Source organism: Salmonella sp. HY31, from assembly GCF_042604575.1.
Lineage (GTDB): Bacteria > Pseudomonadota > Gammaproteobacteria > Enterobacterales > Enterobacteriaceae > Salmonella > Salmonella diarizonae.
Map to the genome: position 1 here is coordinate 3,446,628 of NZ_CP170479.1, position 24,855 is coordinate 3,471,482.

A 24,855-nucleotide genomic window follows, 5' to 3' on the forward strand; every position below is an offset into this window, starting at 1 on the left:
CGGCAATACGGCAATTACTTACGTCGCCAGGTGGTACCCTGCGGGCCATCTTCCAGAATAATGCCCATTTCAGTGAGACGATCGCGCGCCGCGTCCGCCGCCGCCCAGTCTTTCGCTTTACGGGCATCCAGACGCTGTTGAATCAAGGCTTCAATTTCCGCGACTTCATCGTCATCCGCCTGCGCGCCGCTTTGCAGGAAAACATCCGGCTCCTGTTCCAGCAGTCCCAGCACGCCGGAAATCTTCCGCAGATGAGACGCCATCGCATTCGCAGCGGTCATATCTTCACCCTTGAGACGGTTGACTTCACGCGCCATATCAAACAGGACGGAGTAGGCTTCCGGCGTATTGAAATCGTCATTCATTGCCTGCACGAAACGCGCTTCGAACGCCTCGCCGCCCGCCGGGGCCGCTGATTTATCCGTTCCGCGCAACGCAGTGTATAACCGCTCCAGCGAGGCGCGCGCCTGCTTGAGGTTCTCTTCGCTGTAGTTCAGTTGGCTACGGTAATGCCCGGACATCAGGAAGTAGCGCACGGTTTCCGCATCGTAGTATTTCAGCACGTCGCGCACGGTAAAGAAGTTGCCCAGCGATTTGGACATTTTCTCGCGATCCACCATCACCATGCCGGAGTGCATCCAGTAGTTGACGTATTCACCATCATGCGCGCAGGTAGACTGGGCAATCTCGTTTTCATGGTGCGGGAACATCAGATCGGAACCGCCGCCGTGAATATCAAAATGGTTGCCCAGTTGCTTGCAGTTCATCGCCGAACATTCAATGTGCCAGCCCGGACGCCCTTCGCCCCACGGCGACGGCCAGCTCGGCTCGCCCTCTTTCGACATCTTCCACAGCACGAAGTCCATCGGGTTACGCTTCACGTCAACCACATCCACGCGCGCGCCCGCCTGAAGCTGCTCAAGATCCTGACGAGAAAGCTGCCCATAAGTCGGATCGGTCGGTACATCAAACATTACATCGCCGTTATCCGCCACATAGGCGTGCCCTTTCTCGATTAAAGTTCGGGTGATCTCGATAATTTCCTGAATATGGTGCGTCGCACGCGGCTCGCTGTCCGGACGCAGAATATTCAGCGCGTCGAAGTCCTGATGCATTTCCGCAATCATTCTGTCGACCAGCGCGACAAAACTTTCGCCATTTTCATTGGCGCGCTTAATGATTTTATCGTCGATATCGGTAATGTTACGCACATACTTCAGCTTATAGCCGAGAAAACGCAAATAACGCGCGACAATGTCAAAAGCGACAAACGTGCGCCCGTGGCCAATGTGGCAGAGATCGTAAACGGTGATACCACACACGTACATGCCGACTTCCCCGGCATGAATGGGTTTGAATTCCTCTTTTTGGCGCGTCAGTGTATTAAAAATTTTTAACATCGAAGATTCCGTATAGACGTGTGTGGGTAATAATCTCCGTATCATACATATTATTCGTAATCGAAGCAGCACACTTTGCAAGGTGATCGCAGCTTACGGTTATGCTATAACAAGCCCCTATATGGGCCCCATTGCGGGCTAAAGCACCACTCTATTGGAACAGGATGCAAAAATGGTTACTTTCCACACTAATCACGGCGATATCGTAATCAAAACCTTTGACGATAAAGCGCCTGAAACAGTTAAAAACTTCCTGGACTATTGCCGCGAAGGTTTTTACAACAACACCATTTTCCACCGTGTGATTAACGGTTTTATGATTCAGGGCGGCGGCTTTGAGCCGGGCATGAAACAGAAAGCCACCAAAGAAGCGATCAAAAACGAAGCCAACAACGGTCTGAAAAATACCCGTGGTACGCTGGCAATGGCGCGTACTCAGGCGCCACACTCCGCTACCGCGCAGTTCTTCATCAACGTGGCAGACAACGACTTCCTGAACTTCTCCGGCGAAAGTCTGCAAGGCTGGGGCTACTGCGTCTTTGCGGAAGTCGTAGAGGGTATGGACGTGGTAGATAAAATCAAAGGCATCGCCACTGGCCGTAGCGGTATGCACCAGGACGTACCAAAAGAAGACGTCATCATTGAAAACGTGACCGTCAGCGAGTAATCGTGGCGACACTGTTTATTGCCGATCTACATCTGCAAACGGAAGAACCGGCGATCGTCGCCGGTTTTCTGCGTTTTTTAGCCGCGGAAGCCCGTCAGGCCGACGCGCTGTATATTCTTGGCGATCTCTTCGAGGCCTGGATTGGCGATGACTCCCCTAATCCGTTACATCAAGAGATAGCCGCCGCCATCAAAGCGGTGGTGGATTTTGGCGTTCCCTGCTTCTTTATTCATGGTAATCGCGACTTCCTGATTGGCAAGCGGTTTGCCCGCGAAAGCGGCATGACGCTACTGCCGCAGGAAAAGGTCCTCGACCTGTATGGCCGCAACGTGTTGATCATGCACGGCGATACGCTCTGTACCGATGATGCCAGTTATCAGGCGTTTCGCGCCAAAGTCCATAATCCGTGGGTTCAACGACTGTTCCTTACCCTGCCGCTGTTTATCCGCCGCCGTATCGCCGCCAGAATGCGCGCCGGCAGTAAAGCCGCCAACAGCAGCAAATCGCTGGATATTATGGACGTCAATTCGCAGGCCGTCGTCGCCGAAATGGAGAAACACCGCGTACAGTGGCTGATTCACGGTCACACCCACCGCCCGGCAGTGCATGAACTTTCCGCCAACGGCCAGCCCGCGTTCCGCGTGGTGTTAGGTGCATGGCACCATGAAGGTTCAATGGTAAAAGTCACGCCGGACAATGTTGAGTTAATCGCCTTCCCCTTGTAAATATTCGTCGAATCGTCCGTTACGGCGCGCACGCAACCGTTTTCCTTGCCCGATTATCATGCTATTCTCTGACACCTCAAAAGCAGCGTGTCCCGCACCACAGGAGTTTTAAGACGCATGTCTTCCCGCAATAATCCGGCGCGTGTCGCCATCGTGATGGGGTCCAAAAGCGACTGGGCTACCATGCAATTCGCCGCCGAAATTTTTGAAATTCTGGATGTTCCGCACCATGTAGAAGTGGTTTCCGCCCATCGAACCCCCGATAAACTGTTCAGCTTCGCCGAAACGGCGGAAGACAACGGGTATCAAGTGATTATTGCCGGCGCGGGCGGCGCGGCGCACCTGCCGGGAATGATTGCGGCAAAAACGCTGATACCGGTACTCGGCGTGCCGGTACAAAGCGCTGCGCTAAGCGGCGTGGATAGCCTTTACTCCATTGTGCAGATGCCGCGCGGCATTCCGGTGGGTACACTGGCGATCGGCAAAGCCGGGGCGGCGAACGCCGCGCTGCTGGCAGCGCAAATTTTGGCTACGCATGATAGTGAGCTGCATCAGCGCCTGAGCGACTGGCGCAAAGCGCAAACCGATGAAGTTCTGGAAAATCCCGATCCGCGGGGGACGCTATGAAGCAAGTTTGCGTTCTCGGCAACGGACAACTGGGCCGAATGCTGCGCCAGGCGGGCGAACCGCTGGGTATCGCCGTCTGGCCGGTTGGCCTGGATGCAGAGCCTACCGCCGTTCCGGTACAGCAGAGCGTCATTACCGCAGAGATTGAGCGCTGGCCGGAAACCGCGCTTACCCGTGAGCTGGCGCGCCACCCGGCATTTGTCAATCGCGATGTATTTCCGATCATCGCCGACCGTCTGACACAAAAACAGCTTTTCGATAAACTGGGACTGGCGACCGCCCCCTGGGAACGGTTGACGGATAAAGGCCAATGGTCTGGTCTGTTCAATAAACTGGGCGAACTGGCGATTGTTAAGCGTCGCGTTGGCGGCTACGACGGCCGCGGGCAGTGGCGTCTACACGCGGACGAAACCGGGCAACTACCGGATGACTGCTATGGCGAATGTATTGTTGAGCGCGGCATCCGTTTTTCCGGCGAAGTGTCGTTAGTTGGCGCGCGCGCTCACGACGGCAGCACCGTGTTTTACCCGCTGACGCACAATTTGCATCAGGACGGTATCTTGCGGACCAGCGTCGCGTTCCCACAGGCGAACGCCGAACAGCAGGAGCAGGCGGAATCGATGTTGTCAGCAATTATGCAGGCGCTGAACTACGTCGGCGTAATGGCGATGGAGTGTTTCATCACGCCGGAAGGCCTGTTAATTAATGAACTGGCGCCGCGCGTGCATAACAGCGGACACTGGACGCAAAATGGCGCCAGCATCAGTCAGTTTGAATTGCATCTGCGCGCGATTACCGGCCTGCCGTTGCCCGCGCCGGTGATTAACGCCCCGTCGGTGATGATCAATCTGATCGGCAGCGAGCTGAATTACGACTGGCTGAAGCTGCCGCTGATACATCTGCACTGGTATGATAAAGCGGTACGTCCGGGGCGAAAAGTCGGCCATCTGAATCTGACCGACAGCGATACGTCACGTCTTAGCGCCACCCTGGAAGCGCTCTCTCCGCTCCTGCCGCCAGAATACGCCAGCGGCATTATCTGGGCGCAAAGTAAGCTTAAATAACACATAAAATGCCGGGAGAATGATCTTCCCCTTTCCCGGCTCCTCCCTCAGCGCGTAAAATCTCGCTATTGCTGTTTTGTTTTTCGGGATTACACATGAACGATGGAACGGATTATCGCGCGCTCCTTCTTGCCGATACGCCTTTAATTGATGTACGCGCGCCGGTTGAGTTTCAACAGGGCGCCATGCCAGGCGCTATCAACCTGCCATTGATGATGGATGATGAGCGAGCCGCCGTCGGCACCTGCTACAAACGTCAGGGCGCGGATGCAGCGTTAGCGCTGGGGCATCGGCTGGTTTGCGGCGACATTCGCCAGCAGCGGCTTGAAACCTGGAAAGCCGCATATCGACGTTTCCCCAACGGATATCTGTGTTGCGCGCGCGGCGGTCAGCGGTCGCATATCGTACAACGTTGGCTACAAGAAACAGGGATTGACTGCCCGCTTATTGAAGGCGGCTATAAGGCGCTGCGCCAGACGGCAATTCAGACGACCTGGCAACTGGTGCAAAAACCTATTCTCTTAATTGGCGGCTGTACTGGCAGCGGCAAAACGCAACTGGTGCGACAACAGCCCAACGGTGTCGATCTGGAAGGCCTCGCGCATCATCGCGGCTCCTCTTTTGGCCGCACGCTGAAACCACAACTCAGCCAGGCCAGCTTTGAAAACAAACTTGCCGTTGAATTGCTGAAAATTAACGCGCGTCAGGCGCTAAAAAGGTGGGTACTGGAAGATGAAGGGCGAACGATCGGCGCCAACCATCTGCCTGAGTGTTTACGCGAAAGAATGGCGCAGGCACCCATTGCGGTAGTGGAAGATCCATTTGCGCTTCGTCTGGAACGATTGCGTGAAGAATATTTCATCCGTATGCATCACGATTTCACCCGCGCCTACGGCGATGAACGTGGCTGGCAGGCGTACAGCGAGTACCTGCGCCACGGACTTTTCGCTATTCGCCGCCGTCTGGGGCTGCAACGCTTTGTTGAACTGACGAACACGCTGGATATGGCGCTGGCGGATCAATTATCCAGCGGCAGCACAGACGGACATATGGCATGGTTGGTTCCGCTACTGAATGAATATTACGACCCAATGTATCGCTATCAACTGGAGAAAAAAGCCGCGAATATCGTTTTTCGCGGCACATGGCAAGAGGCTGCCGACTGGCTAAAAGCGCAATAGCTTATTTTTATTGCCGGATGACGCTACATTGATCCGGCTTAGTGTCTGTCGCGCTTGTCGGCACGTTTCGCCAGCCAGTCGCCCAGCATCTGAACGACCTGAACCAGCACAATCAACGCCACTACGGTAACGACCATCACTTCGGTTTCGTAACGGTAGTAGCCATAGCGAATCGCCAGGTCGCCTACCCCGCCGCCGCCGACAATCCCGGCCATCGCCGAGTAGCCGATTAAGCTCACCAGTGTAATCGTCAGGCCGCGCAGTAACCCTGCGCTGGCTTCCGGTAACAGCACGGTACAGATAATACGCATCGGACTGGCACCGAATGCCAGTGCCGCCTCAATAATCCCTTTATCGACTTCACGGAGCGCGCTATCTACCAGGCGCGCATAAAATGCTATTGCGGCCACCGACAGCGGGACGGAGGCCGCAATCGGGCCTATCGTATTGCCCAGCAAAAGCTGCGTTAGCGGCAGTAACAGCACCAGTAAAATAACAAATGGCACCGAGCGGATAATATTCACCAGAACCGAGGCAACGAGATAAATAAAACGGTTCTGCCAGAACAAATGACGATCGGTGACAAAAATCAGAAAACCGAGTGGTAGGCCGCCAAGAATCGCCAGTACCGTTGAAATACTCAACATCTGGAAAGTTTCATTGAACGCCAGCGTTAAATCCGGCAGTAAATCATCCACGGATCACCTCCACCTGTGCGGTACGTTGACGGATATGCTCCACGGCGGCCGCCACCGCCGTTGGATTATGCGGCGCGGTTAATTGCACCATCAGAATGCCCAACGCGCGTTCGCCGATATACTCAATCTTGCCATGCAGGATATTGACCGCGACACCAAACTTGATCGCCACCTCCGACAGCACCGGCTGCTCCGCCGAATCGCCGATAAACAAAATTTTCAGCAACTGCCCGGGCAGGTGTTCCCGTAAACGTTCCGGCAGGGTCAAATTAAGGGTATGGGACACCAACTGCTGTGTGAAAGCATGTTGCGGGTGGGCAAACACATCAAACACCTCGCCAGACTCCACAACCTTACCGCCCGACATCACCGCCACGCGATCGCAAATAGATTTGATCACGTTCATTTCATGGGTGATCAGCACAATAGTGATCCCGAGCCGTGCATTGATCTGTCTGAGCAGCGCCAGAATAGTGGCGGAGGTTTCCAGATCCAGAGCGGAAGTCGGTTCGTCACACAGCAAAACATCCGGGTGGTTAGCGATGGCGCGGGCTATCCCCACCCGCTGTTTTTGCCCGCCGCTGAGCTGTACCGGAAAACGGTCCGCTTTATCGGCCAGGCCCACCAGCGTTAAAATTTCCGCCACCCGCGGCGCGATTTTGCTGCGCTCCCAGCCAGCCGCTTTCAGGCTAAACGCAACGTTTTGCGCCACTGTCCGGGTATGCATTAAGTTAAAATGCTGGAAAATCATACCAATACGCTGCCGCGCCTGGCGTAACGCTTTTCCGTCCAGCGCCGAAATCTCCACGCCGTTGACGTTGACGCGCCCCTGACTGGGACGCGTTAAGGCGTTCAGGGTACGCAGCAGAGTGCTTTTTCCTGCGCCGCTGGTACCGACAATACCAAAAATCTCGCCTGCGGCGATATGCAGGCTCACATTATCCACCGCGCGCGTCGGGGTGCCGCGGCCTGCGGTAAAATCGACGCAGACTTTTTCTATTTCAATCATATTCACCTCAGAGATTGGGGATGGTCGCCGCTGTGATCAGGGTGTCGCGGTCATCCATTCCGGTTTCTGGAAGGCGCTATAAATATTCTTTGGATCGTCGATGACCGCGCGATAAGCCGGCGATTTCACCGCCTCGACAATATCTTTGGCAAACGGCTTATCGGCATCTTCACTGCGTACCGCAATGATATTTTTCAGATTCTCATCCAGTTGTTCCTGCTTAATCGCGCCAGAGAGATCCAGTCCTGCCGCCACCGCAAAGTTCCCGTTAACCAACGCGCCGGTCACGCCATCCAGCGTGCGTGGTAGCTGTGCGGCTTCCAGCGGTTTGAAAACCAGTCCTTTTGGATTGCTGGCGATATCTCGTTCAGAGGCTTTAGTCGGATCGATACTGTCCTTAATCGTGATAAGCCCCAACGATTGCAGGAAGCGAAGGCCGCGCGCCAGGTTGGTCGGATCGTTGGAGAGGGTAATAATGTCCCCTTTTTTAAGCGCATTCAGGCTTTTGATTTTACGTGAATAGAAGCCCATCCCGGCTGTCGGTACAACAATAAGTTTGCTGAGCTTCAGCCCTTTGTCAGCGGTAAATTTGTCAAAATAGAGGGTATGTTGAAAGAGGTTGGCGTCGATGCTGCCGTTAGCTAACGCCATATTGGGCTGGACATAGTCGCTAAACTCGCGCACCACGACCTTATACCCTTTTTCTTTTAATGTCGGCGCAATCGCCTGCTTAACCATGTCGCCATACGGACCTGGCGCGACGCCAAATACGATCGTTTGCGGGGAACCATCAGCATGGGCAAACTGTAATCCGCAGGCCAGTAATAGTGTGCTGGCCGCAATGCGTAAACTCTGACGCAATCCCATAATTTCTCCATTTTAAATAGTGTGATGCTGTGCTGGACGCCGTTCATGCGGCATCGTCTGTTTTGGCCCAAACGAAAGGCTATTTCTTAACATGACACAGATCACAGCCTGCTGTCCTTGAAATTATTTCATGATGTTTCCAGGTGTGTCGTTGAATGTGCGAGGCAGGCGCTCAGGCGTTTGTCAGGATGGAATAGCGTAAAGGAAAAATGCCGGATAAGACGTCTTAATGCCAACATCCGGCACAGGAAAACGCTTTAGAAATCGTAACGCAGACGCACCAGGTTCATATCGCCCAGGTTGTCAGTACTGGAGGTGAAAACATGTTCATAATCAACGCGGAAACCATAATCCAGTTGGAAGGTGATCCCCACGCCATTATCGATACGCAGATAGTCGCGGCCATTCACATATTCAATGCGGTCGCCCATAAAGTACGGTTGAATAGCTTTCACAGCATACTGACCAATCGGGAAAGCGTAACCGACAAAATATTCCAGACCCCACGCATCGCCGGCAAAGTAATCATTCACAGACACTTTTTTGGTGGTCATAAAGTTCTGATACCAGCCGCCGCCTGCGGCGATAGTCCAGTTTTCCGGCGTCCAGCTTAACGCGGTACCGACAATATTTTGATCGTAAGTTTTATTGCCGTTGCCGCGCATCTCCGCACGGGTATAGTTCCATGCCGTTCCCCAGGTTAGATCGTCGGTAAGATGGTAATCCGCGCCTAAAGAACCGCCGCCTTTACGTTTGTAATTCAGGCCGTTATTGGCATTATAATCGTCGCTGAACAGATAAGACGCGTAGAGATCAACGTCGCCAACGGTTTTCTTATACTTCAATGATTTACGTGTACGGTAAGAACCATCGTAATCGCCGTTAATCCCGTTGCCCGGCGCCTGACCTATCATGTCGTAATCCCAGATATCGGTTTTTACGCCCACCACATCGTAATAAATGCTGTTCTGTTGACCGAAGGTCAGCGTCCCCCACGTCGCGCTCTTGAAGCCGGTATACAGCATACGGCGAGTGGTATCAGTCGCGCCCTTCGCATAATGGTTATCCCAGTCAAATACCGCAGGGATATTGACGCCCAGCTCGTAATAGCTAATCCAATTGATATCATCAAACAGATAGTAATCCGCAGCGAAGCGGAAACGCGTCCCGCCATCAAAACCATTACGTTTATAGCCGTTAGCGCCATCATTGCCGGTCATATTCTGGAACTGTGGACGAATACTCCCGCCGACGGTGAAATTGAGTCGGCTGAGTGGATTACCCGCCTGGGGATCTTGTTTTAAAACGGTGATTTCCGCCTGAGTGGCGAAAGGCATGACAGCCACTGCCGCGCCGATCGATGCCGCCAACGCTGTTATTTTAATTGTCATTATATTTTCCTTGATAGATAGCCAATCCAAATAATTTAGCAGACTAATAATAACTGTTATAAAACCTTACGTGTTGTGTATTTTTTAATGATTTGTGCTACTAAAAATCAAGGAGTTATCAATTTATGCAACTAAACAAGTATGCGCCGTTTTAAAAACCGGCGCGAAATTATTCACATTATGAATCATCCGCTAAACTGGCGAAATAGCGCTTTACCTTTCAGCAAACGGACGCCAAGCCAGCCGCCGCATACGGAAAGCAGTAGCGCGCCGCAAAACGGCAGCGCTATCCATAAACGCCAGTCCGGTTCCCAGGGGAAATCAAAAACGTTGATTTGTAAGACCGCCAGCGCCGTTTCCGCGCCAATCGCGGCGACCAGCCCGGAAACTAACCCCAGCATGGCGAATTCGCACCAGAGTGTGGTACGCAGCAGTTTCTTTCCAGCCCCCAACGTGCGCCACACCACCAGCTCCTGATGGCGCTGACGCATTCCCACCTGCACCTAGGCCAGTAATAGCAACATGCCGCAGAGGGTGACTAACACAACCATCACCTCCAGCGCCCGGCTGACCTGCTCCAGCACCTGTCCCACCTGTTTCAGGATCGCCCCGATATCTAACAGGCTGACGGTAGGAAACTCGCGGTTGAGCTGCGTTAACATGCCGTTGCCATTCTCCCAGCGAAAACTGGTCAACCAACTTTGCGGTTGCCCGTCGAGCGCCCCGGAAGGAAAAATGAAGAAAAAGTTAGGCCGCAGACTTTCCCAGTCTACTTTGCGCAGGCTGGTGACTTTGGCGCTAAACGCCTGCGTATCGCCCATAAAGGTTACGCTATCGCCGAGCCTGACATTCAGCCGCTTCGCCAGCCCCTCCTCCATGGAGACTTCGCCCGGTTTTGGCGGCCAGTGACCGGCGACCAGCGGATTATGCTCCGGGCGCGTATCCTGCCAGGTCAAATTCAGTTCACGGTTGAGCGACTCATCCTGCTGACCTTCCGTCGGATTATCGTTTATCCTGGTTAACCGCGCCCGTACAATCGGATAAAACGTCTGCGGGATCACCTGATGTTCCGACAAAAAGGCTTTCAGCGGCGCAACCTGCTCTGGAGCAATATTGATAAGGAAATAGTTCGGACTTTCCGGCGGGAGCTGCTGTTGCCAGCGTTCAAGGAGATCGCCGCGCAGCACCAGCAAGAGCGCCAGCAGCATAAACGAAAGCGAAAACGCCGAAAGCTGACTCAACGTTGACCACGGCTGACGCAGCAGGCGACTGACGGCCAGACGCAACGGTAGCGACGTCAACGTCATGCCGCGCAACACGTTAAGCAGTATCCAGCCCACCAGGCCGCACAACAGCGCCAGTACCACGGCGCCCGCCAGAACCGCCCACAACAGCATACTTCCGCCCATCAATCCGGCGAGCAGCGCCACCACGACGGCGCAGGCGACAGGCAAATAAATTTTTAACGGCCAGACATGAGCGACGACATCGCGGCGCAGTACCCGTAGCGGCTGGGTCGCCAGCAACAATCGATAGGGCCGTAAACCGACCAGCAGAGAGATGACCGTCATCGCGCCCAGCGCCCACAGCCAGGGCCACAGGCTGGCGGACGGCAAATCGGCGGGCAGCACCGGTTTTAGCAGCACCAGTAATATGTTTTCAAACAGTAACCCAATCGCGCCTCCCGTGACGGCGGAAAGCCCCAGCACCATCAACCACTGTCCGATGATAATCTTACGCAACTGGGCCCGGCCCGCGCCCAGCGTTTTTAAAATCGCCACCAGATCGTAGCGGCTACGGCAGTAATGGCTCATCGCCACCGCGACGGCAGCTACCGCCAGCAGTAGCGTTAGTAGCGCCGAAAGCAGCAAAAACTGCTGCGAACGTTCGAGCGATTTCCCCAACGCCCCGTCATCCTGCTCCAGTCCGTACCAGCGATGTTCCGGTTTAAGCTGCGGTAACAGCCAGCTTTCATAGCCAGCAAGCTGTTGCGGCGTTCCGCCGAATTTATACCGCCACATCACGCGACTCCCCGGCTGTATCGCACCGGTTTTTGCCACATCGGCCATATTCATCATCAGACGCGGCGCCATCTGAAAAGGGTTAAACCCGGAATCCGGCTCCTGCACCACTTCACCGGCAATACGCAAGGTCACGTCGCCGACATCAATGGTATCGCCCGTTTTCAAATTAAGCAGCGCCATCAGACGCGGCGCCAGCAGTACGCTACCCGGCTGCGGTTTCACTCCGCCAGGACGGGTTTGCAATTCGCCGTACATCGGATAAACGCTATCTACCGCCTTCACGCTAGCCAGTTGCGGCGTATCGCCGGCAAACGTCATGGTCGCAAAGATTAACTGCTCGCCCACGTTAAGGCCGCGTTTATGCGCCTCCTCAATCCAGGCTTTCGGCACCTCTCGCGAACTTTGTAGCGTCCGATCGCCCGCCATAAACTCGCGACTTTGCTGACTTAACCCTTTTTCCATCCGGTCGCTGATACTGCCGAGCGCCAGTACGCAGGCCACCGCCAGACTCAATGCCAGCCAGACAATAATCAGCGAGGGCGAGCGCCATTCGCGCCAAAACCAGCGGGCTATCATGCCTCCTCCTGTAACTGACCGTTGACCAACCGCAGCCGCCGGTCACAGCGCGCCGCCAGCGCCAGGTCGTGCGTCACCAGAATCAGCGTGGTGCCGTGCTCGCGGTTAAGCGAAAATAGCAGGTCGGCGATTTTATCTCCGGTCTGACGGTCAAGGTTGCCCGTCGGCTCATCGGCAAACAGCACATCAGGACGCCCGTTAAACGCACGCGCCAACGCTACGCGCTGCTGTTCGCCGCCGGAAAGCTGCGCCGGAAGGTGGTCAAGCCGTTTTCCCAGCCCTAGTTGTTCAAGCAGCGCTTTCGCCCCCGCCTTGCTCTGACCGCTGTTTTCACCGCGCAGCAGGGCCGGCAGTTCAACGTTTTCCAGCGCATTAAGCGTAGGAATGAGCATGAAGGATTGAAAAACAAAACCGACATGCTGAGCGCGAAGCTGTGCCCGCGCCTCTTCGTCCATCTGGTGAAGCGGTTTCCCCACCAGACTGACCTCCCCGCTACTGCCGTCATCCAGTCCGGCGAGAATCGCCAGCAACGTAGATTTTCCCGATCCTGATTCGCCAATCAGCGCAATGGTTTCGCCGCATTTGACAACCAGTTCAACACCGGTAAGGATGGAAAGCTCATGCTCCCCCTGACCGACGGACTTCCTGAGACGATGAACTTCAACACTGTTTTCCGCTGGCATTTGCCCTTCCTGTTTTTGATCCTGTTAACCTTCCGCGCCGCCGCCGCAGACACCTTATTAATTCTGGGCGATAGCCTCAGCGCCGGTTACCGTATGGCCGCCAGCGCGGCATGGCCGTCGCTCCTTAATGATAAATGGCAAAACAAAACGCCGGTCGTTAATGCCAGTATAAGCGGTGATACCTCGCAGCAGGGACTGGCGCGTTTGCCGGCGCTGTTGCAACAGCATCAACCGCGCTGGGTACTGGTGGAGCTTGGCGGCAACGATGGCTTGCGCGGTTTTGCGCCTGCGCAAACCGAACAGACGCTACGTAAAATCATTCAGGCGGTGAAAGCCGCCGATGCCCAACCGTTACTGATGCAAATTCATCTGCCCGCGAACTACGGTCGCCGTTATAATGAATCCTTTAGCGCCATTTATCCTAAGCTCGCCAAAGAGTTCGATATTCCTCTGTTACCGTTTTTTATGGAAGAGGTATATCTGAAACCGCAGTGGATGCAGGATGACGGTATTCATCCCAACCGCGATGCGCAGCCGTTTATTGCCGACTGGATGGCGAAGCAGTTGACCCCTTTTCTCTCCTGAATAATTCGAGTTGCATGAAGGCAGCACGTAAGAGAATCTCCTGGAGCATAGATACCTATGTGACTGGGGTGAACAAACGCACAGGCAACTTGAAGTATGACGGATATAGTTAACCACGACTCTTAAATCAACGGAGATCCTGACAGGTAAAGTTATGCAAAAATCGGTCTTAATAACAGGATGTTCCAGCGGAATCGGTCTGGACAGTGCGCTTGAACTTAAACGCCAGGGCTTTCAAATCCTGGCGGGCTGCCGCAAACCCGATGATGTTGCCCGGATGAACAGTATGGGATTTACCGGCGTGTTGATCGATCTCGACTCCCCTGAAAGCGTGGATCGTGCCGCCGACGATGTGATCGCCCTGAGCGATAATCGTCTGTACGGGATCTTTAACAATGCCGGCTACGGTGTGTATGGCCCCCTTTCCACCATCAGCCGCGAGCAGATGGAACAACAGTTTTCCAGTAATTTTTTCGGCGCGCATCAGCTTACCATGCGCTTACTTCCCGCCATGTTGCCGCATGGCGAAGGGCGCATTGTGATGACCTCATCGGTGATGGGGCTGATTTCCACCCCAGGGCGCGGCGCTTACGCCGCCAGCAAATATGCGCTTGAAGCCTGGTCTGACGCGCTGCGTATGGAGCTACGGCACACAGGTATTAAAGTGAGCCTGATAGAGCCCGGACCGATTCGTACCCGTTTTACGGATAACGTTAACCAAACGCAACGCGATAAACCGGTAGAAAATCCCGGCATTGCCGCACGTTTCACCCGCGATCCTGACGCAGTGGTGGCGAAAGTCCGCCATGCTTTTGAAAGCGATAAACCCAAGCTGCGCTACCCCGTTACGCTGGTCACCTGGGTGGTGATGGCGCTGAAACGCATATTACCGGGCCGTATACTGGATAAAATTTTACAAAGCTGAGTTGAAGCGCGCCCGTCAGCCCCCATGTAAACGTGACACAGACAAAAGAGAGCGACGCCATGTCCGTACAGAACATTGTCAATATTAATGAATCCAACCTGCAGCAAACCTTAGAACAGTCCATGACCACGCCGGTACTGTTCTATTTCTGGTCTGAACGCAGCCAACACTGTCTGCAATTAACGCCAGTGCTGGAAAGTCTGGCTACCCAGTACAACGGTCAGTTTATTCTGGCAAAACTGGACTGTGACGCTGAACAAATGATCGCCGCTCAGTTTGGTCTGCGCGCTATCCCGACAGTCTATCTGTTCCAGAATGGCCAACCGGTCGATGGTTTCCAGGGGCCGCAGCCGGAAGAGGCGATCCGCGCTCTGCTGGATAAAGTACTGCCGCGCGAAGAAGAGCTAAAAGCGCAGCAGGCGATGCAGTTAATGCAGGAGGGCAACTACGTTGACGCGCTGCCGTTGCTAAAAGACGCCTGGCAGCTCTCTTCGCAGAACAGTGAGATTGGCCTGTTACTGGCGGAAGCGCAAATTGCTCTGAACCGCTCTGAAGAGGCCGAGGCGGTATTAAAAACCATCCCGCTACAGGATCAGGATACCCGTTATCAGGGGCTGGTTGCGCAGATCGAGCTGCTTAAACAGGCAGCGGATACGCCGGAAATTCAACAGCTTCAGCAGCAGGTAGAGGAGAATCCGCAGGATGCGGCTTTGGCAACGCAACTGGCGTTACAGTTGCACCAGGTCGGACGTAATGAAGAAGCGCTGGAATTGCTATTCAGCCATCTGAGAAAAGATCTTGCCGCCGCCGAGGGACAGACGCGCAAAACCTTCCAGGAGATTCTTGCCGCGCTCGGCACCGGCGACGCGCTGGCCTCAAAATACCGCCGCCAGTTGTACGCGCTGCTGTACTAATCATCTCTTGCCTGATGACGCTGCGCTTATCAGGCCTACCCATCGTCCTCAGGCCGGATAAGGCGTTCACGCCGCCATCCGGCAAATATCATGATTTCTTGAGCTGCGTCGCTACCAACTGATGACGCGAATTATAGAATTTCCGGTAGGTTAAATAGCAGGCAATGATGGTAGACAGGCTGGCTGTCGACAACAGCATAAACGTTACCATAATTTGATATTTAATCGCTTTTACCGGATCGATCCCGGCAAAAATCAGCCCGGACATCATCCCTGGCAGGCTCACCAGCCCAACGGTCTTTGCCGAATCGATCGTCGGGATAAGCGATGCGCGGATACTGTCGCGGATAAGCCCGGCGGAGGCCATTTTCGGCGTGGCGCCCAAACTTAACTTTTCCTGGACTTGCTGCTGCTCGCTGTGAAAACGCAGCCCCAGTTGGTTGTAGCACAGCCCTACCGCCACCATCGCATTGCCGGCGACCATGCCAGCGATGGGAATAACTTGCATCGGCGCAAATTCAATCGAACCGGTAAGCACCAGTACCGTCAGCGTTAGCCCGGCGCCGACGGTGATGGCGATAAACGAGGAGAGAAATGCCTTATCGATATATTTACTGCGCTTTTGCGCGTTCCAGGCGGCGTTAAAACAGATGAACAGCACCATCAGTAGCGTCAGAGCGGCATGGTTAACGCCAAAGATGTATTTCAGTACATAGCCGACAATAATGAGCTGTATCACCGCCCGGCATACGCTCCACAGAATATCTTTTTCCAGCGCCAGTTTTTCTTTGTGACTGATGAGCATCGCGACCACCACCAGCAGCATCGATAACGCCAGCGACGTATTGGTAATATTATGCTCGTTCATAACGCGTCTCCTGCATCTCTCCGGCAGATGGTGTTAGCGTTATCACCTTATCCGCGTGTTGAATTTCATCTTTATCATGCGTTACCCATAAAACAGCTACCTGCTTATCGCGAACATAGCGATGAATAATATCATTCACATTCCGTTTGTTATGTTCATCCAGCGCGCTGGTTATTTCGTCGAGTAACAGTATTTTCGGCAAAAACTGAAGATTACGAATTAAAGCAATACGCTGTTTTTCCCCGCCGGAAAGTGCGGAAATCGGTTTTTGCAGAATCGTCTCCGGCAGTTCAAAAAGCGCCAGATCGCCTGCGAAGGCTTTCGGCTGCGGGCGCTGATGACGAATTTGCCAGGGAAAAATCAGATTATCGTAAACCGTATCGCCAAATAGCGCTGGCGTCTGAGCGCAATAAGAAACCTGCTGGCGATAGGCTTCCGGGCTCAGAGTAGTAATATCCTGTCCCTCAAAAAGAATCACGCCGATATCAGGACTTATTAACGAGGCCACCATTTTCAGCAGCGTACTTTTTCCGCAGCCGGAAGGGCCGGTAATGAGCTTAAATTCGCCGTGTTGCAGCGTAAAACTGATGTTATTCAATATCTTTGCTGTCGCGGTCTGGTAACCGACCTGCTTTAACTCAAGCAACATGCTACGTTCTGTCATTTATTGCGCATCCGTTGTTCATATTTTTATAGCGATAGTGTATCCCTGTAATTAATAAGGGGGGAACATGCTTTACTGAATCAGGTATAATTCGCTTAATTCGTCAGCAAAATTGGTTTATGGACAACGCAACAGGAGGTTTAGCTATGCTCATTCTTATCCCTATTCTCATTTTCGTCGCGCTGGTGATCGTCGGCGCGGGCGTCAAAATCGTTCCGCAGGGATACCAGTGGACGGTGGAGCGCTTTGGACGTTACACCAAAACTCTGCAGCCGGGATTAAGCCTTGTTGTACCGTTTATGGACAGAATTGGCCGCAAGATCAATATGATGGAGCAAGTGCTGGATATTCCGTCTCAGGAGGTGATCTCAAAAGATAACGCCAACGTCACTATCGATGCGGTCTGTTTTATTCAGGTTATCGATGCACCGCGCGCCGCGTATGAAGTCAGTAACCTGGAACTGGCGATCATTAACCTTACCATGACCAATATCCGTACGGTGCTCGGTTCGATGGAGCTGGATGAAATGCTTTCCCAGCGCGACAGCATCAACACGCGGCTGCTGCATATTGTCGATGAAGCCACCAATCCGTGGGGAATTAAAGTTACCCGTATCGAAATTCGCGATGTCCGCCCGCCCGCGGAATTGATCTCCTCGATGAACGCCCAGATGAAAGCGGAACGTACCAAACGCGCCTATATCCTTGAGGCCGAAGGGGTACGTCAGGCGGAAATCCTGAAAGCCGAAGGGGAAAAACAGTCGCAGATTCTGAAAGCCGAAGGCGAACGCCAGTCCGCTTTCCTGCAGGCGGAAGCGCGCGAACGTTCCGCCGAAGCAGAAGCCCGCGCTACGCAGATGGTGTCTGAAGCCATCGCCGCCGGGGATATTCAGGCGATAAACTACTTTGTGGCGCAGAAATACACCGAAGCGTTACAGCAAATCGGCTCGGCGAATAACAGCAAAGTGGTCATGATGCCGCTGGATGCCAGCAGTCTGATGGGCGCTATCGCCGGGATCAGCGAGCTGGTTAAGGACAGCGCCAGCGAACGGAAAAAACCATGATAGCGATGATTCTGGTACATCCGCATATCTTCTGGCTTAGCCTCGGCGGCCTGTTGTTGGCCGCGGAAATGCTCGGCGGTAACGGCTATTTGCTGTGGAGCGGCGTGGCGGCAGTGATTACCGGCTTAACCGTTTGGCTCTTACCGCTCGGCTGGGAATGGCAGGGCGTGCTGTTTGCGGCCTTAACGTTACTGGCAGCCTGGCTTTGGTGGCGCTGGCTGGCGCGTCGCGTGCGGGAACAGAAGCCGACCGACAGCCGCCTTAACCAACGCGGACAACAACTGGTAGGCCGCCGGTTTATGCTTGATGCCGCGTTAGTTAACGGACGGGGGCATATGCGTGTCGGCGACAGCTCGTGGCCGGTATGCGCTGACGAAGACCTGCGCGCAGGTACGCATGTCGAAGTGATCGCCGTGGAAGGCATCACCCTACGCATTCGTGCTGTTTAATCAACGTGACTTTTGTGCCTTGTGATGGCAGCAGCCGGAAAGATTATCAATAATCGGGCAGTCGGCGCTGTCATCGCCGGGACAACTCTCCGCCAGTGCCAGCAGTTGATCGCGCATTGATTGCAGCTCGCTGATATGGCGCTCAATCTCCGCGACCTTTTCCAGCGTCCGCTTTTTCACATCTGCGCTATGACGTCGCGGATCGTTAAACAGATTGACCAGCTCGCCGCACTCTTCCAGATTAAACCCCACCTGCCTCGCCTGTCGCAGCAACGTCAGCTCGTTTAAATGCTTCTGCGTGTAGGTGCGATAACCATTTTCGCTACGTAATGGCGGCGTCACCAACCCTTTCTCTTCATAAAACCGAATGGCTTTGCTGGTTAAACCGGTTTTTTTCGCCACATCGCTAATATTCATATTTCCCCCTTGACCTTAACCTTGCTGGAAGGTTTAACCTTTATCACAGTGAGTCACTACGATTACTAAGGTCAATGAATTGATGACCAATCATAAAGGAGTTTTTACTATGTCTCAAACTATCGACCTGACCCTGGACGGTTTGTCCTGCGGTCATTGCGTTAAACGCGTGAAAGAAAGTCTTGAACAACGTCCGGATGTTGAGCTGGCGGACGTCACCGTAACCGAAGCGCACGTTACCGGTACCGCCAGTGCGGACGCGTTAATTGAAACCATCAAACAAGCCGGGTATGGTGCGACGTTAAGCCACCCAAAGGCTAAACCGCTGACGGAGTCATCAATCCCGTCGGAAGCACTGGCAGCGGTTCCTCATGAGCTTCCGGTAGCGACGGCCGATGAAGAAAGCCAACAGTTGCTGTTAAGCGGCATGAGCTGCGCCAGTTGTGTCACCCGCGTACAACATGCGCTACAAAGCGTACCGGGCGTCACGCAGGCACGGGTAAACCTGGCGGAACGCACTGCGCTGGTGATGGGCAGCGCGTCCGCCGCTGATTTAGTGCAGGCGGTGGAAAAAGTCGGCTATGGCGCAGAGGCGATTGAAGATGACATCAAACGCCGCGAGCGCCAGCAGGAAACCGCCATCGCCACCATGAAACGTTTTCGCTGGCAGGCAATCGTCGCTCTGGCGGTCGGTATACCGGTCATGGTCTGGGGGATGATCGGCGATAACATGATGGTGACCGGCGACAACCGCAGCCTGTGGCTGGCTATTGGCCTCATCACGCTTGCGGTGATGGTCTTTGCGGGCGGTCACTTTTACCGTAACGCGTGGAAAAGCCTGCTGAACGGCACGGCGACGATGGATACGCTGGTGGCGCTCGGCACTGGGGTCGCCTGGCTCTACTCCATGAGCGTCAACCTGTGGCCGCAGTGGTTCCCGATGGAAGCGCGGCACCTCTATTACGAAGCCAGCGCGATGATTATCGGTCTGATTAATCTCGGACACATGCTGGAAGCGCGCGCCCGTCAGCGTTCCTCAAAAGCGCTGGAAAAATTACTCGACCTCACCCCGCCAACCGCACGCGTAGTGACAGAAGACGGCGAAAAAAGTGTCCCGCTGGCGGACGTTCAGCCGGGGATGCTATTGCGGCTAACTACCGGCGATCGCGTGCCGGTGGATGGCGAAATTACCCAGGGCGAAGCGTGGCTTGATGAAGCCATGCTGACCGGCGAGCCTATTCCGCAGCAAAAAGGCGAAGGCGACAGCGTTCATGCCGGTACCGTTGTACAGGACGGCAGCGTCCTGTTCCGCGCCAGCGCGGTGGGCAGTCATACCACGCTGTCACGCATTATTCGCATGGTACGCCAGGCGCAAAGTAGTAAACCGGAAATAGGCCAACTGGCCGATAAAATCTCCGCAGTATTCGTTCCTGTGGTGGTGGCCATTGCGCTGATCAGCGCCGCTATCTGGTATTTCTTCGGTCCGGCGCCGCAAATTGTTTATACGCTGGTCATCGCCACAACCGTACTGATTATCGCCTGCCCCTGCGCATTAGGCCTGGCGACGCCAATGTCGATTATTTCCGGCGTAGGCCGCGCTGCCGAGTTCGGCGTGCTGGTACGCGACGCCGATGCCCTGCAACGCGCCAGTACGTTGGATACCCTCGTTTTTGATAAAACCGGGACTCTGACGGAAGGCAAGCCGCAAGTAGTGGCGGTAAAAACCTTTAATGGCGTTGATGAAGCTCAGGCGTTACGTCTGGCAGCCGCGCTCGAACAAGGGTCCAGCCACCCGCTGGCCCATGCAATTCTGGAAAAAGCCGGCGACGATAAACTGCCGCAGGTGAACGGTTTCAGAACGCTGCGCGGACTGGGCATCAGCGGTGAAGCGGAAGGTCATCAACTGCTTCTTGGGAACCAGGCGTTACTGAACGAACAACACGTCGCCACGGATGACATGACGGCGGAAATCACCGCGCAGGCCTCGCAAGGCTCTACCCCGGTCCTGCTGGCGATTGACGGTAAAGCGGCGGCGTTACTGGCAGTACGCGATCCATTGCGTAGCGATAGTATTGCCGCGCTTGAACGCCTGCACAGCGCCGGATACCGTCTGGTGATGCTCACCGGGGATAACCCAACGACGGCTAATGCAATTGCCAAAGAAGCGGGCATTGATGAAGTGATTGCGGGCGTTCTGCCAGATGGCAAAGCCGATGCGATTAAACGTCTACAAAGCCAGGGTCGTCAGGTCGCGATGGTCGGCGATGGTATCAACGATGCACCCGCGCTGGCGCAGGCGGACGTCGGTATCGCGATGGGCGGCGGCAGTGATGTGGCGATTGAAACCGCGGCGATTACGCTGATGCGCCATAGTCTGATGGGCGTGGCGGATGCGCTGGCCATTTCGCGCGCGACGTTGCGCAATATGAAGCAAAACCTGCTTGGCGCATTTATCTACAACAGCATTGGTATCCCGGTGGCCGCCGGTATTCTGTGGCCGTTTACCGGTACCTTGTTAAACCCGGTAGTGGCGGGCGCGGCAATGGCGCTGTCTTCCATTACCGTCGTGAGCAATGCCAACCGATTATTGCGCTTTAAACCAAAAGCGTAAACGCTTATCCGGTCTGACGGGATTTCTCCAGGCCGGATAAGACGCGTTCGCGTTGCTATCCGGCCTTTTCTCTCGTCGCGAATTCATTGTATCTTCCTGGGCCACGCGCTAGCATGGCTGTCTACTCAAGGAGGTCGTATGGATCTGTTGTACCGGGTAAAAACGCTGTGGGCCGCATTGCGCGGCAATCATTATACCTGGCCTGCCATCGATATCTTTTTGCCTGGCAACCGTCATTTTCACCTCGTCGGCAGTATCCATATGGGTACGCGCGATATGGCGCCCCTTCCCTCCAGACTGCTTAAAAAGCTTAAACGCGCCGATGCGCTGATTGTCGAAGCCGATGTCTCCGGTCATGATTCCCCGTTTGCCAGTCTGCCGACGTTTGCTGCGCTGGAAGATCGCATCAGCGAAGAGCAGTTGCGCAACCTGCGAAAAGTCGTCGAAGAGTTAGGCATTTCCCTGTCGCTGTTTTCCACTCAGCCGCTATGGCAAATCGCCATGATTTTACAGGCGACGCAAGCGCAACAGTTAGGCTTACGCCCCGAATACGGAATCGATTATCAACTGTTGCAGGCCGCGAAACAGACGCAAAAACCGGTGATCGAACTGGAAGGCGCAGCCAGTCAGATTGCGCTACTGTGTCAGTTACCGGATAACGGGCTGGCGCTGCTGGATGATACGCTGACGCACTGGCATACCAACGCCCGTCTGCTACAACAAATGATGAGTTGGTGGTTAAAAATGCCGCAGCAGAATGGCCATATCACCTTACCCAAAACCTTTAGCCAGTCACTGTATGATGTGCTGATGCATCAACGTAATCTTGCCTGGCGGGATCGCCTGAATGCCATGCCGCCAGGACAATACGTGGTCGCCGTTGGCGCGCTCCATCTTTATGGGGAAGGAAATCTGCCGGAATTGATGCGTTAAAAAAATGGCCAATATCGCTATTGGCCCGTCAAAGAGGAATTTCATCATTATTATTATCCCGACGCTTTCGCTTCGGATCTTCAGATTGTCGCTCAAAGTTGCCGCAACTGCCAAGACCTAATGCACAAGATTATACTATTTTTTAGTCCGCCTTCGGGCGTATGCTGATGGCAAATCACGTCTGTAGTAAGAAGGAACGTTATGACACCCGCAGTTAAGTTACTCGAAAAGAACAAGATTCCGTTTAACATTCACACCTACGATCACGATCCGAATGAAACTAACTTTGGCGATGAAGTGGTGCGTAAGCTCGGGCTAAACGCCGATCAGGTGTATAAAACGCTTTTGGTTGCCGTGAATGGCGATATGAAGCAACTGGCAGTCGCCGTGACGCCTGTAGCCGGGCAACTGGATTTGAAAAAAGTCGCCAAAGCACTGGGCGCGAAAAAGGTCGATATGGCCGACCCGATGGTAGCACAACGTACCACGGGATATCTGGTCGGCGGGATCAGTCCGCTGGGGCAGAAAAAACGGCTGCCCACGTTGATTGACGCGCCCGCCCGCACGTTTGCCACTATTTATGTTTCCGGCGGTAAACGCGGACTGGATATTGAACTGGCGGCTGACGATTTGGCTGCCATACTGGGTGCCAAATTCGCTGATATCGCGCGTCGGGATTAAGCCTGCGCGAAATAGTTTTGCCGGATGGCGCCGCAAACGCCTTATCCGGCCTACAGCATATATAATCCGTAGGCCTTAAAGCTGCGCGCCATCAGGCAGTGATGGCTATCAGTACCGCTACAGCCAGCTCACCTCACCCTTTGGCGCAAAAGCCGCCGCATCCAGCGGCGAATTCTGCTGAATAAACTCTTTCAGCACTTCCGCGTCAATAAACCCGGTATTCACGTATCCCGGTTTGTTATCAATGCGCGGATAACCATCGCCGCCCGTGGCGTTGAAACTCAGCGTCGCCATGCGGTAGGTTTTGGCCGGATCAACAGGCTCGCCTTTGATTTTCAGATCGGTGAGCTTGCCCTCTTTGGCGACAAAGCTCACATTGGCGAACTGTGGATAGGCGCCGGAGTCCGGTTTCATCTGCGCTACGGCAGTGAGATAATCAACCACCTCTTTGCCGCTCATATCGGCATACACCACAATGTTGCCGAACGGTTGCACCTTGAGCACGCTTTTATAGGTAATGTCTCCCGCCTCAATCGAGTCGCGAATGCCGCCGCCGCTCATCACGCCAAAATCGGCGCCAGTGCGCGCGATCTGCGCGGCCAGAATCACCCGCCCCATATTGGTCTGGACAAATCTGACCTTACTACGATCGCCTTCAAGAAACCCATTCACGCTACCAATTTTCACCTCCAGTTGCGCTTTACCTTTATTCTGGAACGGCGTTAATAACGAGAGCATTTGCGGATTTTCTGCGATTTCCGGCGTGTAAAGTACACGCTCGCTTTTCCCGTTATCCCAGGTCACTTTTTTCTTGAGATTTACCGGAATGAGCTGATAGTTAACCATTTTCATTTCGCCGTTACGGAATTCGAAATCCGCGCGGCCCACATATTTACCCCACTCATGCGCCTGCACGATCCAGATGCCGTTTTGCTTATCCGGCGCGCAGGGCGTTCCCGGTACGTAATTCACCTGTTTTTTATTTTCCGACGCCATGCATACCGGGTCTTGTGAGTGGCCACCCACAATCATCGCCAGCGAACCGGCAGGCAGGCTACGCGCCATCTCTACATCGCCCGGCGCATTCGAACCGTGATCGCCGTTGTCATAATGTCCCATATGCGTGGCCGCGATAATCACGTCCGGTTTTTCATTCATATTGAGTTCCTGAATCACCACCTTTGCTTCTTCAGCAGGTTTACGAAACTCAATATCGGTGAAATATTCCGGGTTGCCTATTTTCGCTGTGTCATCGGTGGTTAAGCCGATTACCGCGATTTTTATATCCTGGCGTGTAAAAATAGCCCACGGCTTAAACAGACGCTCGCCGGTACTTTTTTGATAAATATTGGCGGAAAGAAAAGGAAACTTCGCCCACTTTTCCTGCTGGCGCAATACGGTGAGCGGATTATCAAATTCATGATTACCGACGGCCATAGCGTCGTAGCCAATAAGATTCATCCCGCGGAAATCGGGCTCCGCATCCTGGAGATCGGATTCCGGCACCCCGGTATTAATGTCGCCGCCGGATAACAACAGGACGCTTCCCCCCTCTTGCGCCACCTCTTTACGGATACTGTCCACCAGCGTTTTTTGCGCCGCCAGACCATATTCACCATATTCGCTGCGCCAGAAGTGACCGTGGTGATCGTTGGTGTGCAGGATAGTAATTTTATAGGTTTTATCTTTTTCGTAAGCCTGTGCAGGCTGACTCGCCAGCGCGAACGCCGTCAGTAACGCCAGCGCCACACCCCGTTTCAAAAATTTCATGTTTCTCTCCCTGACTCAATATCAACCGCAGAAATTACCTTTCCTCGCAATAATAGACAAAT

General features: G+C 54.1%; 23 protein-coding genes and 2 pseudogenes. 14 read left to right on the forward strand and 11 right to left on the reverse strand.

Annotated elements, in window-relative coordinates; all coding sequences use genetic code 11:
* Positions 1-14: 14 nt before the first annotated feature.
* Complete coding sequence (gene cysS / locus ACE15A_RS16385; protein WP_023246736.1) at positions 15-1,400, reverse strand: cysteine--tRNA ligase; 1,386 nt, start codon at positions 1,398-1,400, stop codon at positions 15-17.
* A 172-nt stretch (positions 1,401-1,572) separates the two neighbouring features.
* Between cysS and ppiB the strand changes: the two genes are divergently transcribed.
* The 5 genes from ppiB to mnmH all read left to right on the forward strand — a co-directional run bounded on the left by ppiB (position 1,573) and on the right by mnmH (position 5,664).
* The gene (gene ppiB / locus ACE15A_RS16390; RefSeq protein WP_023246735.1) at positions 1,573-2,067 is read left to right on the forward strand and encodes a peptidylprolyl isomerase B; all 495 of its coding nucleotides are present in this window, start codon (positions 1,573-1,575) and stop codon (positions 2,065-2,067) included.
* A 2-nt stretch (positions 2,068-2,069) separates the two neighbouring features.
* Complete coding sequence (gene lpxH, locus ACE15A_RS16395) at positions 2,070-2,792, forward strand: UDP-2,3-diacylglucosamine diphosphatase (protein ID WP_053508499.1); 723 nt, start codon at positions 2,070-2,072, stop codon at positions 2,790-2,792.
* A gap of 117 nt (positions 2,793-2,909) precedes the next feature.
* The gene (purE, locus tag ACE15A_RS16400; RefSeq protein ID WP_023246733.1) at positions 2,910-3,419 is read left to right on the forward strand and encodes a 5-(carboxyamino)imidazole ribonucleotide mutase; all 510 of its coding nucleotides are present in this window, start codon (positions 2,910-2,912) and stop codon (positions 3,417-3,419) included.
* Entirely contained in the window at positions 3,416-4,483 is a 1,068-nt protein-coding gene (purK, locus tag ACE15A_RS16405) for a 5-(carboxyamino)imidazole ribonucleotide synthase (protein WP_053508502.1), read from the forward strand. The genes purE and purK overlap by 4 nt, the downstream gene beginning before the upstream one ends.
* A gap of 95 nt (positions 4,484-4,578) precedes the next feature.
* A complete protein-coding gene (gene mnmH / locus ACE15A_RS16410) occupies positions 4,579-5,664 on the forward strand; it encodes a tRNA 2-selenouridine(34) synthase MnmH (protein ID WP_023246731.1) in 1,086 nt (361 codons plus the stop codon).
* A 38-nt stretch (positions 5,665-5,702) separates the two neighbouring features.
* Here the strand turns inward: mnmH and ACE15A_RS16415 are convergent, their stop codons facing one another.
* From ACE15A_RS16415 to ybbA, 6 genes and pseudogenes are all read right to left on the reverse strand, one after another.
* Positions 5,703-6,362: a methionine ABC transporter permease gene (locus ACE15A_RS16415; RefSeq protein WP_000342247.1), complete on the reverse strand. Its 660-nt coding sequence runs from the start codon at positions 6,360-6,362 to the stop codon at positions 5,703-5,705.
* Positions 6,355-7,371, reverse strand: a complete 1,017-nt coding sequence (gene sfbB, locus ACE15A_RS16420) for a virulence-associated ABC transporter ATP-binding protein SfbB (RefSeq protein WP_053508504.1) — start codon at positions 7,369-7,371, stop codon at positions 6,355-6,357. The genes ACE15A_RS16415 and sfbB overlap by 8 nt, the downstream gene beginning before the upstream one ends.
* 36 nt (positions 7,372-7,407) lie before the next feature.
* Entirely contained in the window at positions 7,408-8,238 is an 831-nt protein-coding gene (locus ACE15A_RS16425; RefSeq protein ID WP_023246729.1) for a MetQ/NlpA family ABC transporter substrate-binding protein, read from the reverse strand.
* Positions 8,239-8,495: 257 nt separating this feature from the next.
* A complete protein-coding gene (locus ACE15A_RS16430) occupies positions 8,496-9,629 on the reverse strand; it encodes a porin (RefSeq protein ID WP_053508506.1) in 1,134 nt (377 codons plus the stop codon).
* 185 nt (positions 9,630-9,814) lie between these two features.
* A pseudogene (gene ybbP, locus ACE15A_RS16435) lies at positions 9,815-12,229 on the reverse strand (putative ABC transporter permease subunit YbbP).
* Entirely contained in the window at positions 12,226-12,912 is a 687-nt protein-coding gene (gene ybbA, locus ACE15A_RS16440) for a putative ABC transporter ATP-binding protein YbbA (RefSeq protein ID WP_053508508.1), read from the reverse strand. The pseudogene ybbP and the gene ybbA overlap by 4 nt, the downstream one beginning before the upstream one ends.
* Between ybbA and tesA the strand changes: the two genes are divergently transcribed.
* From tesA to ACE15A_RS16460, 4 genes and pseudogenes are all read left to right on the forward strand, one after another.
* Positions 12,883-13,497, forward strand: a complete 615-nt coding sequence (gene tesA, locus ACE15A_RS16445; RefSeq protein ID WP_023246726.1) for a multifunctional acyl-CoA thioesterase I/protease I/lysophospholipase L1 — start codon at positions 12,883-12,885, stop codon at positions 13,495-13,497. The genes ybbA and tesA overlap by 30 nt on opposite strands.
* Positions 13,498-13,651: 154 nt before the next feature.
* A complete protein-coding gene (locus ACE15A_RS16450) occupies positions 13,652-14,422 on the forward strand; it encodes an SDR family oxidoreductase (protein ID WP_023246725.1) in 771 nt (256 codons plus the stop codon).
* Between the two features lie 59 nt (positions 14,423-14,481).
* Positions 14,482-15,336: a chaperedoxin gene (gene cnoX, locus ACE15A_RS16455; protein ID WP_023246724.1), complete on the forward strand. Its 855-nt coding sequence runs from the start codon at positions 14,482-14,484 to the stop codon at positions 15,334-15,336.
* Between the two features lie 4 nt (positions 15,337-15,340).
* A pseudogene (locus ACE15A_RS16460) lies at positions 15,341-15,422 on the forward strand (hypothetical protein); the annotation flags it as partial.
* Between the two features lie 2 nt (positions 15,423-15,424).
* Here the strand turns inward: ACE15A_RS16460 and fetB are convergent.
* Together fetB and fetA are read right to left on the reverse strand one after the other, a co-directional pair.
* On the reverse strand, positions 15,425-16,204 hold the full coding sequence (gene fetB / locus ACE15A_RS16465) for an iron efflux ABC transporter permease subunit FetB (RefSeq protein WP_053508510.1): 780 nt from the start codon (positions 16,202-16,204) through the stop codon (positions 15,425-15,427).
* Positions 16,191-16,868, reverse strand: coding sequence for an iron efflux ABC transporter ATP-binding subunit FetA (gene fetA / locus ACE15A_RS16470; RefSeq protein ID WP_053508512.1), 678 nt, complete (start codon positions 16,866-16,868; stop codon positions 16,191-16,193). Before fetA ends, fetB begins: the two co-directional genes overlap by 14 nt.
* Before the next feature lie 146 nt (positions 16,869-17,014).
* Here fetA and ACE15A_RS16475 point away from each other — a divergent pair, with 146 nt between their 5' ends.
* Positions 17,015-17,932 carry an SPFH domain-containing protein gene (locus ACE15A_RS16475; RefSeq protein ID WP_000906147.1) on the forward strand — a complete coding sequence of 306 codons (918 nt, stop codon included), beginning with the start codon at positions 17,015-17,017 and terminating at the stop codon, positions 17,930-17,932.
* Positions 17,929-18,381 carry an NfeD family protein gene (locus ACE15A_RS16480; protein WP_000561177.1) on the forward strand — a complete coding sequence of 151 codons (453 nt, stop codon included), beginning with the start codon at positions 17,929-17,931 and terminating at the stop codon, positions 18,379-18,381. Before ACE15A_RS16475 ends, ACE15A_RS16480 begins: the two co-directional genes overlap by 4 nt.
* Here the strand turns inward: ACE15A_RS16480 and cueR are convergent, their stop codons facing one another.
* A complete protein-coding gene (gene cueR, locus ACE15A_RS16485) occupies positions 18,382-18,798 on the reverse strand; it encodes a Cu(I)-responsive transcriptional regulator (protein ID WP_001026761.1) in 417 nt (138 codons plus the stop codon).
* Between the two features lie 109 nt (positions 18,799-18,907).
* Here cueR and copA point away from each other — a divergent pair, with 109 nt between their 5' ends.
* From copA to ybaK, 3 genes are all read left to right on the forward strand, one after another.
* Positions 18,908-21,409: a copper-exporting P-type ATPase CopA gene (gene copA / locus ACE15A_RS16490; RefSeq protein ID WP_053508514.1), complete on the forward strand. Its 2,502-nt coding sequence runs from the start codon at positions 18,908-18,910 to the stop codon at positions 21,407-21,409.
* 138 nt (positions 21,410-21,547) lie between these two features.
* The gene (locus ACE15A_RS16495; RefSeq protein WP_023246720.1) at positions 21,548-22,342 is read left to right on the forward strand and encodes a TraB/GumN family protein; all 795 of its coding nucleotides are present in this window, start codon (positions 21,548-21,550) and stop codon (positions 22,340-22,342) included.
* A 201-nt stretch (positions 22,343-22,543) separates the two neighbouring features.
* Positions 22,544-23,023, forward strand: coding sequence for a Cys-tRNA(Pro)/Cys-tRNA(Cys) deacylase YbaK (gene ybaK / locus ACE15A_RS16500; RefSeq protein WP_000186618.1), 480 nt, complete (start codon positions 22,544-22,546; stop codon positions 23,021-23,023).
* Positions 23,024-23,140: 117 nt separating this feature from the next.
* On the opposite strand, the gene ushA is transcribed toward ybaK, so the two are convergent.
* Positions 23,141-24,793 (reverse strand): bifunctional UDP-sugar hydrolase/5'-nucleotidase UshA, encoded by a 1,653-nt coding sequence (gene ushA, locus ACE15A_RS16505; RefSeq protein WP_023246719.1) that lies wholly within the window; start codon positions 24,791-24,793, stop codon positions 23,141-23,143.
* Positions 24,794-24,855: the final 62 nt, after the last annotated feature.

Bases quoted from the DNA above. Each gene is read 5' to 3' on its own strand.
- ybaK (WP_000186618.1), top strand. From the start codon at position 22,544: ATGACACCCGCAGTTAAGTTACTCGAAAAGAACAAGATTCCGTTTAAC.
- fetB (WP_053508510.1), bottom strand. From the start codon at position 16,204: ATGAACGAGCATAATATTACCAATACGTCGCTGGCGTTATCGATGCTG.
- ACE15A_RS16480 (WP_000561177.1), top strand. From the start codon at position 17,929: ATGATAGCGATGATTCTGGTACATCCGCATATCTTCTGGCTTAGCCTC.
- fetA (WP_053508512.1), bottom strand. From the start codon at position 16,868: ATGACAGAACGTAGCATGTTGCTTGAGTTAAAGCAGGTCGGTTACCAG.
- ybbA (WP_053508508.1), bottom strand. From the start codon at position 12,912: ATGCCAGCGGAAAACAGTGTTGAAGTTCATCGTCTCAGGAAGTCCGTC.
- purE (WP_023246733.1), top strand. From the start codon at position 2,910: ATGTCTTCCCGCAATAATCCGGCGCGTGTCGCCATCGTGATGGGGTCC.
- ACE15A_RS16450 (WP_023246725.1), top strand. From the start codon at position 13,652: ATGCAAAAATCGGTCTTAATAACAGGATGTTCCAGCGGAATCGGTCTG.
- sfbB (WP_053508504.1), bottom strand. From the start codon at position 7,371: ATGATTGAAATAGAAAAAGTCTGCGTCGATTTTACCGCAGGCCGCGGC.
- ppiB (WP_023246735.1), top strand. From the start codon at position 1,573: ATGGTTACTTTCCACACTAATCACGGCGATATCGTAATCAAAACCTTT.
- cnoX (WP_023246724.1), top strand. From the start codon at position 14,482: ATGTCCGTACAGAACATTGTCAATATTAATGAATCCAACCTGCAGCAA.
- ACE15A_RS16495 (WP_023246720.1), top strand. From the start codon at position 21,548: ATGGATCTGTTGTACCGGGTAAAAACGCTGTGGGCCGCATTGCGCGGC.
- mnmH (WP_023246731.1), top strand. From the start codon at position 4,579: ATGAACGATGGAACGGATTATCGCGCGCTCCTTCTTGCCGATACGCCT.
- ACE15A_RS16430 (WP_053508506.1), bottom strand. From the start codon at position 9,629: ATGACAATTAAAATAACAGCGTTGGCGGCATCGATCGGCGCGGCAGTG.
- purK (WP_053508502.1), top strand. From the start codon at position 3,416: ATGAAGCAAGTTTGCGTTCTCGGCAACGGACAACTGGGCCGAATGCTG.
- tesA (WP_023246726.1), top strand. From the start codon at position 12,883: ATGAACTTCAACACTGTTTTCCGCTGGCATTTGCCCTTCCTGTTTTTG.
- cueR (WP_001026761.1), bottom strand. From the start codon at position 18,798: ATGAATATTAGCGATGTGGCGAAAAAAACCGGTTTAACCAGCAAAGCC.
- cysS (WP_023246736.1), bottom strand. From the start codon at position 1,400: ATGTTAAAAATTTTTAATACACTGACGCGCCAAAAAGAGGAATTCAAA.
- copA (WP_053508514.1), top strand. From the start codon at position 18,908: ATGTCTCAAACTATCGACCTGACCCTGGACGGTTTGTCCTGCGGTCAT.
- ACE15A_RS16425 (WP_023246729.1), bottom strand. From the start codon at position 8,238: ATGGGATTGCGTCAGAGTTTACGCATTGCGGCCAGCACACTATTACTG.
- ACE15A_RS16475 (WP_000906147.1), top strand. From the start codon at position 17,015: ATGCTCATTCTTATCCCTATTCTCATTTTCGTCGCGCTGGTGATCGTC.
- ushA (WP_023246719.1), bottom strand. From the start codon at position 24,793: ATGAAATTTTTGAAACGGGGTGTGGCGCTGGCGTTACTGACGGCGTTC.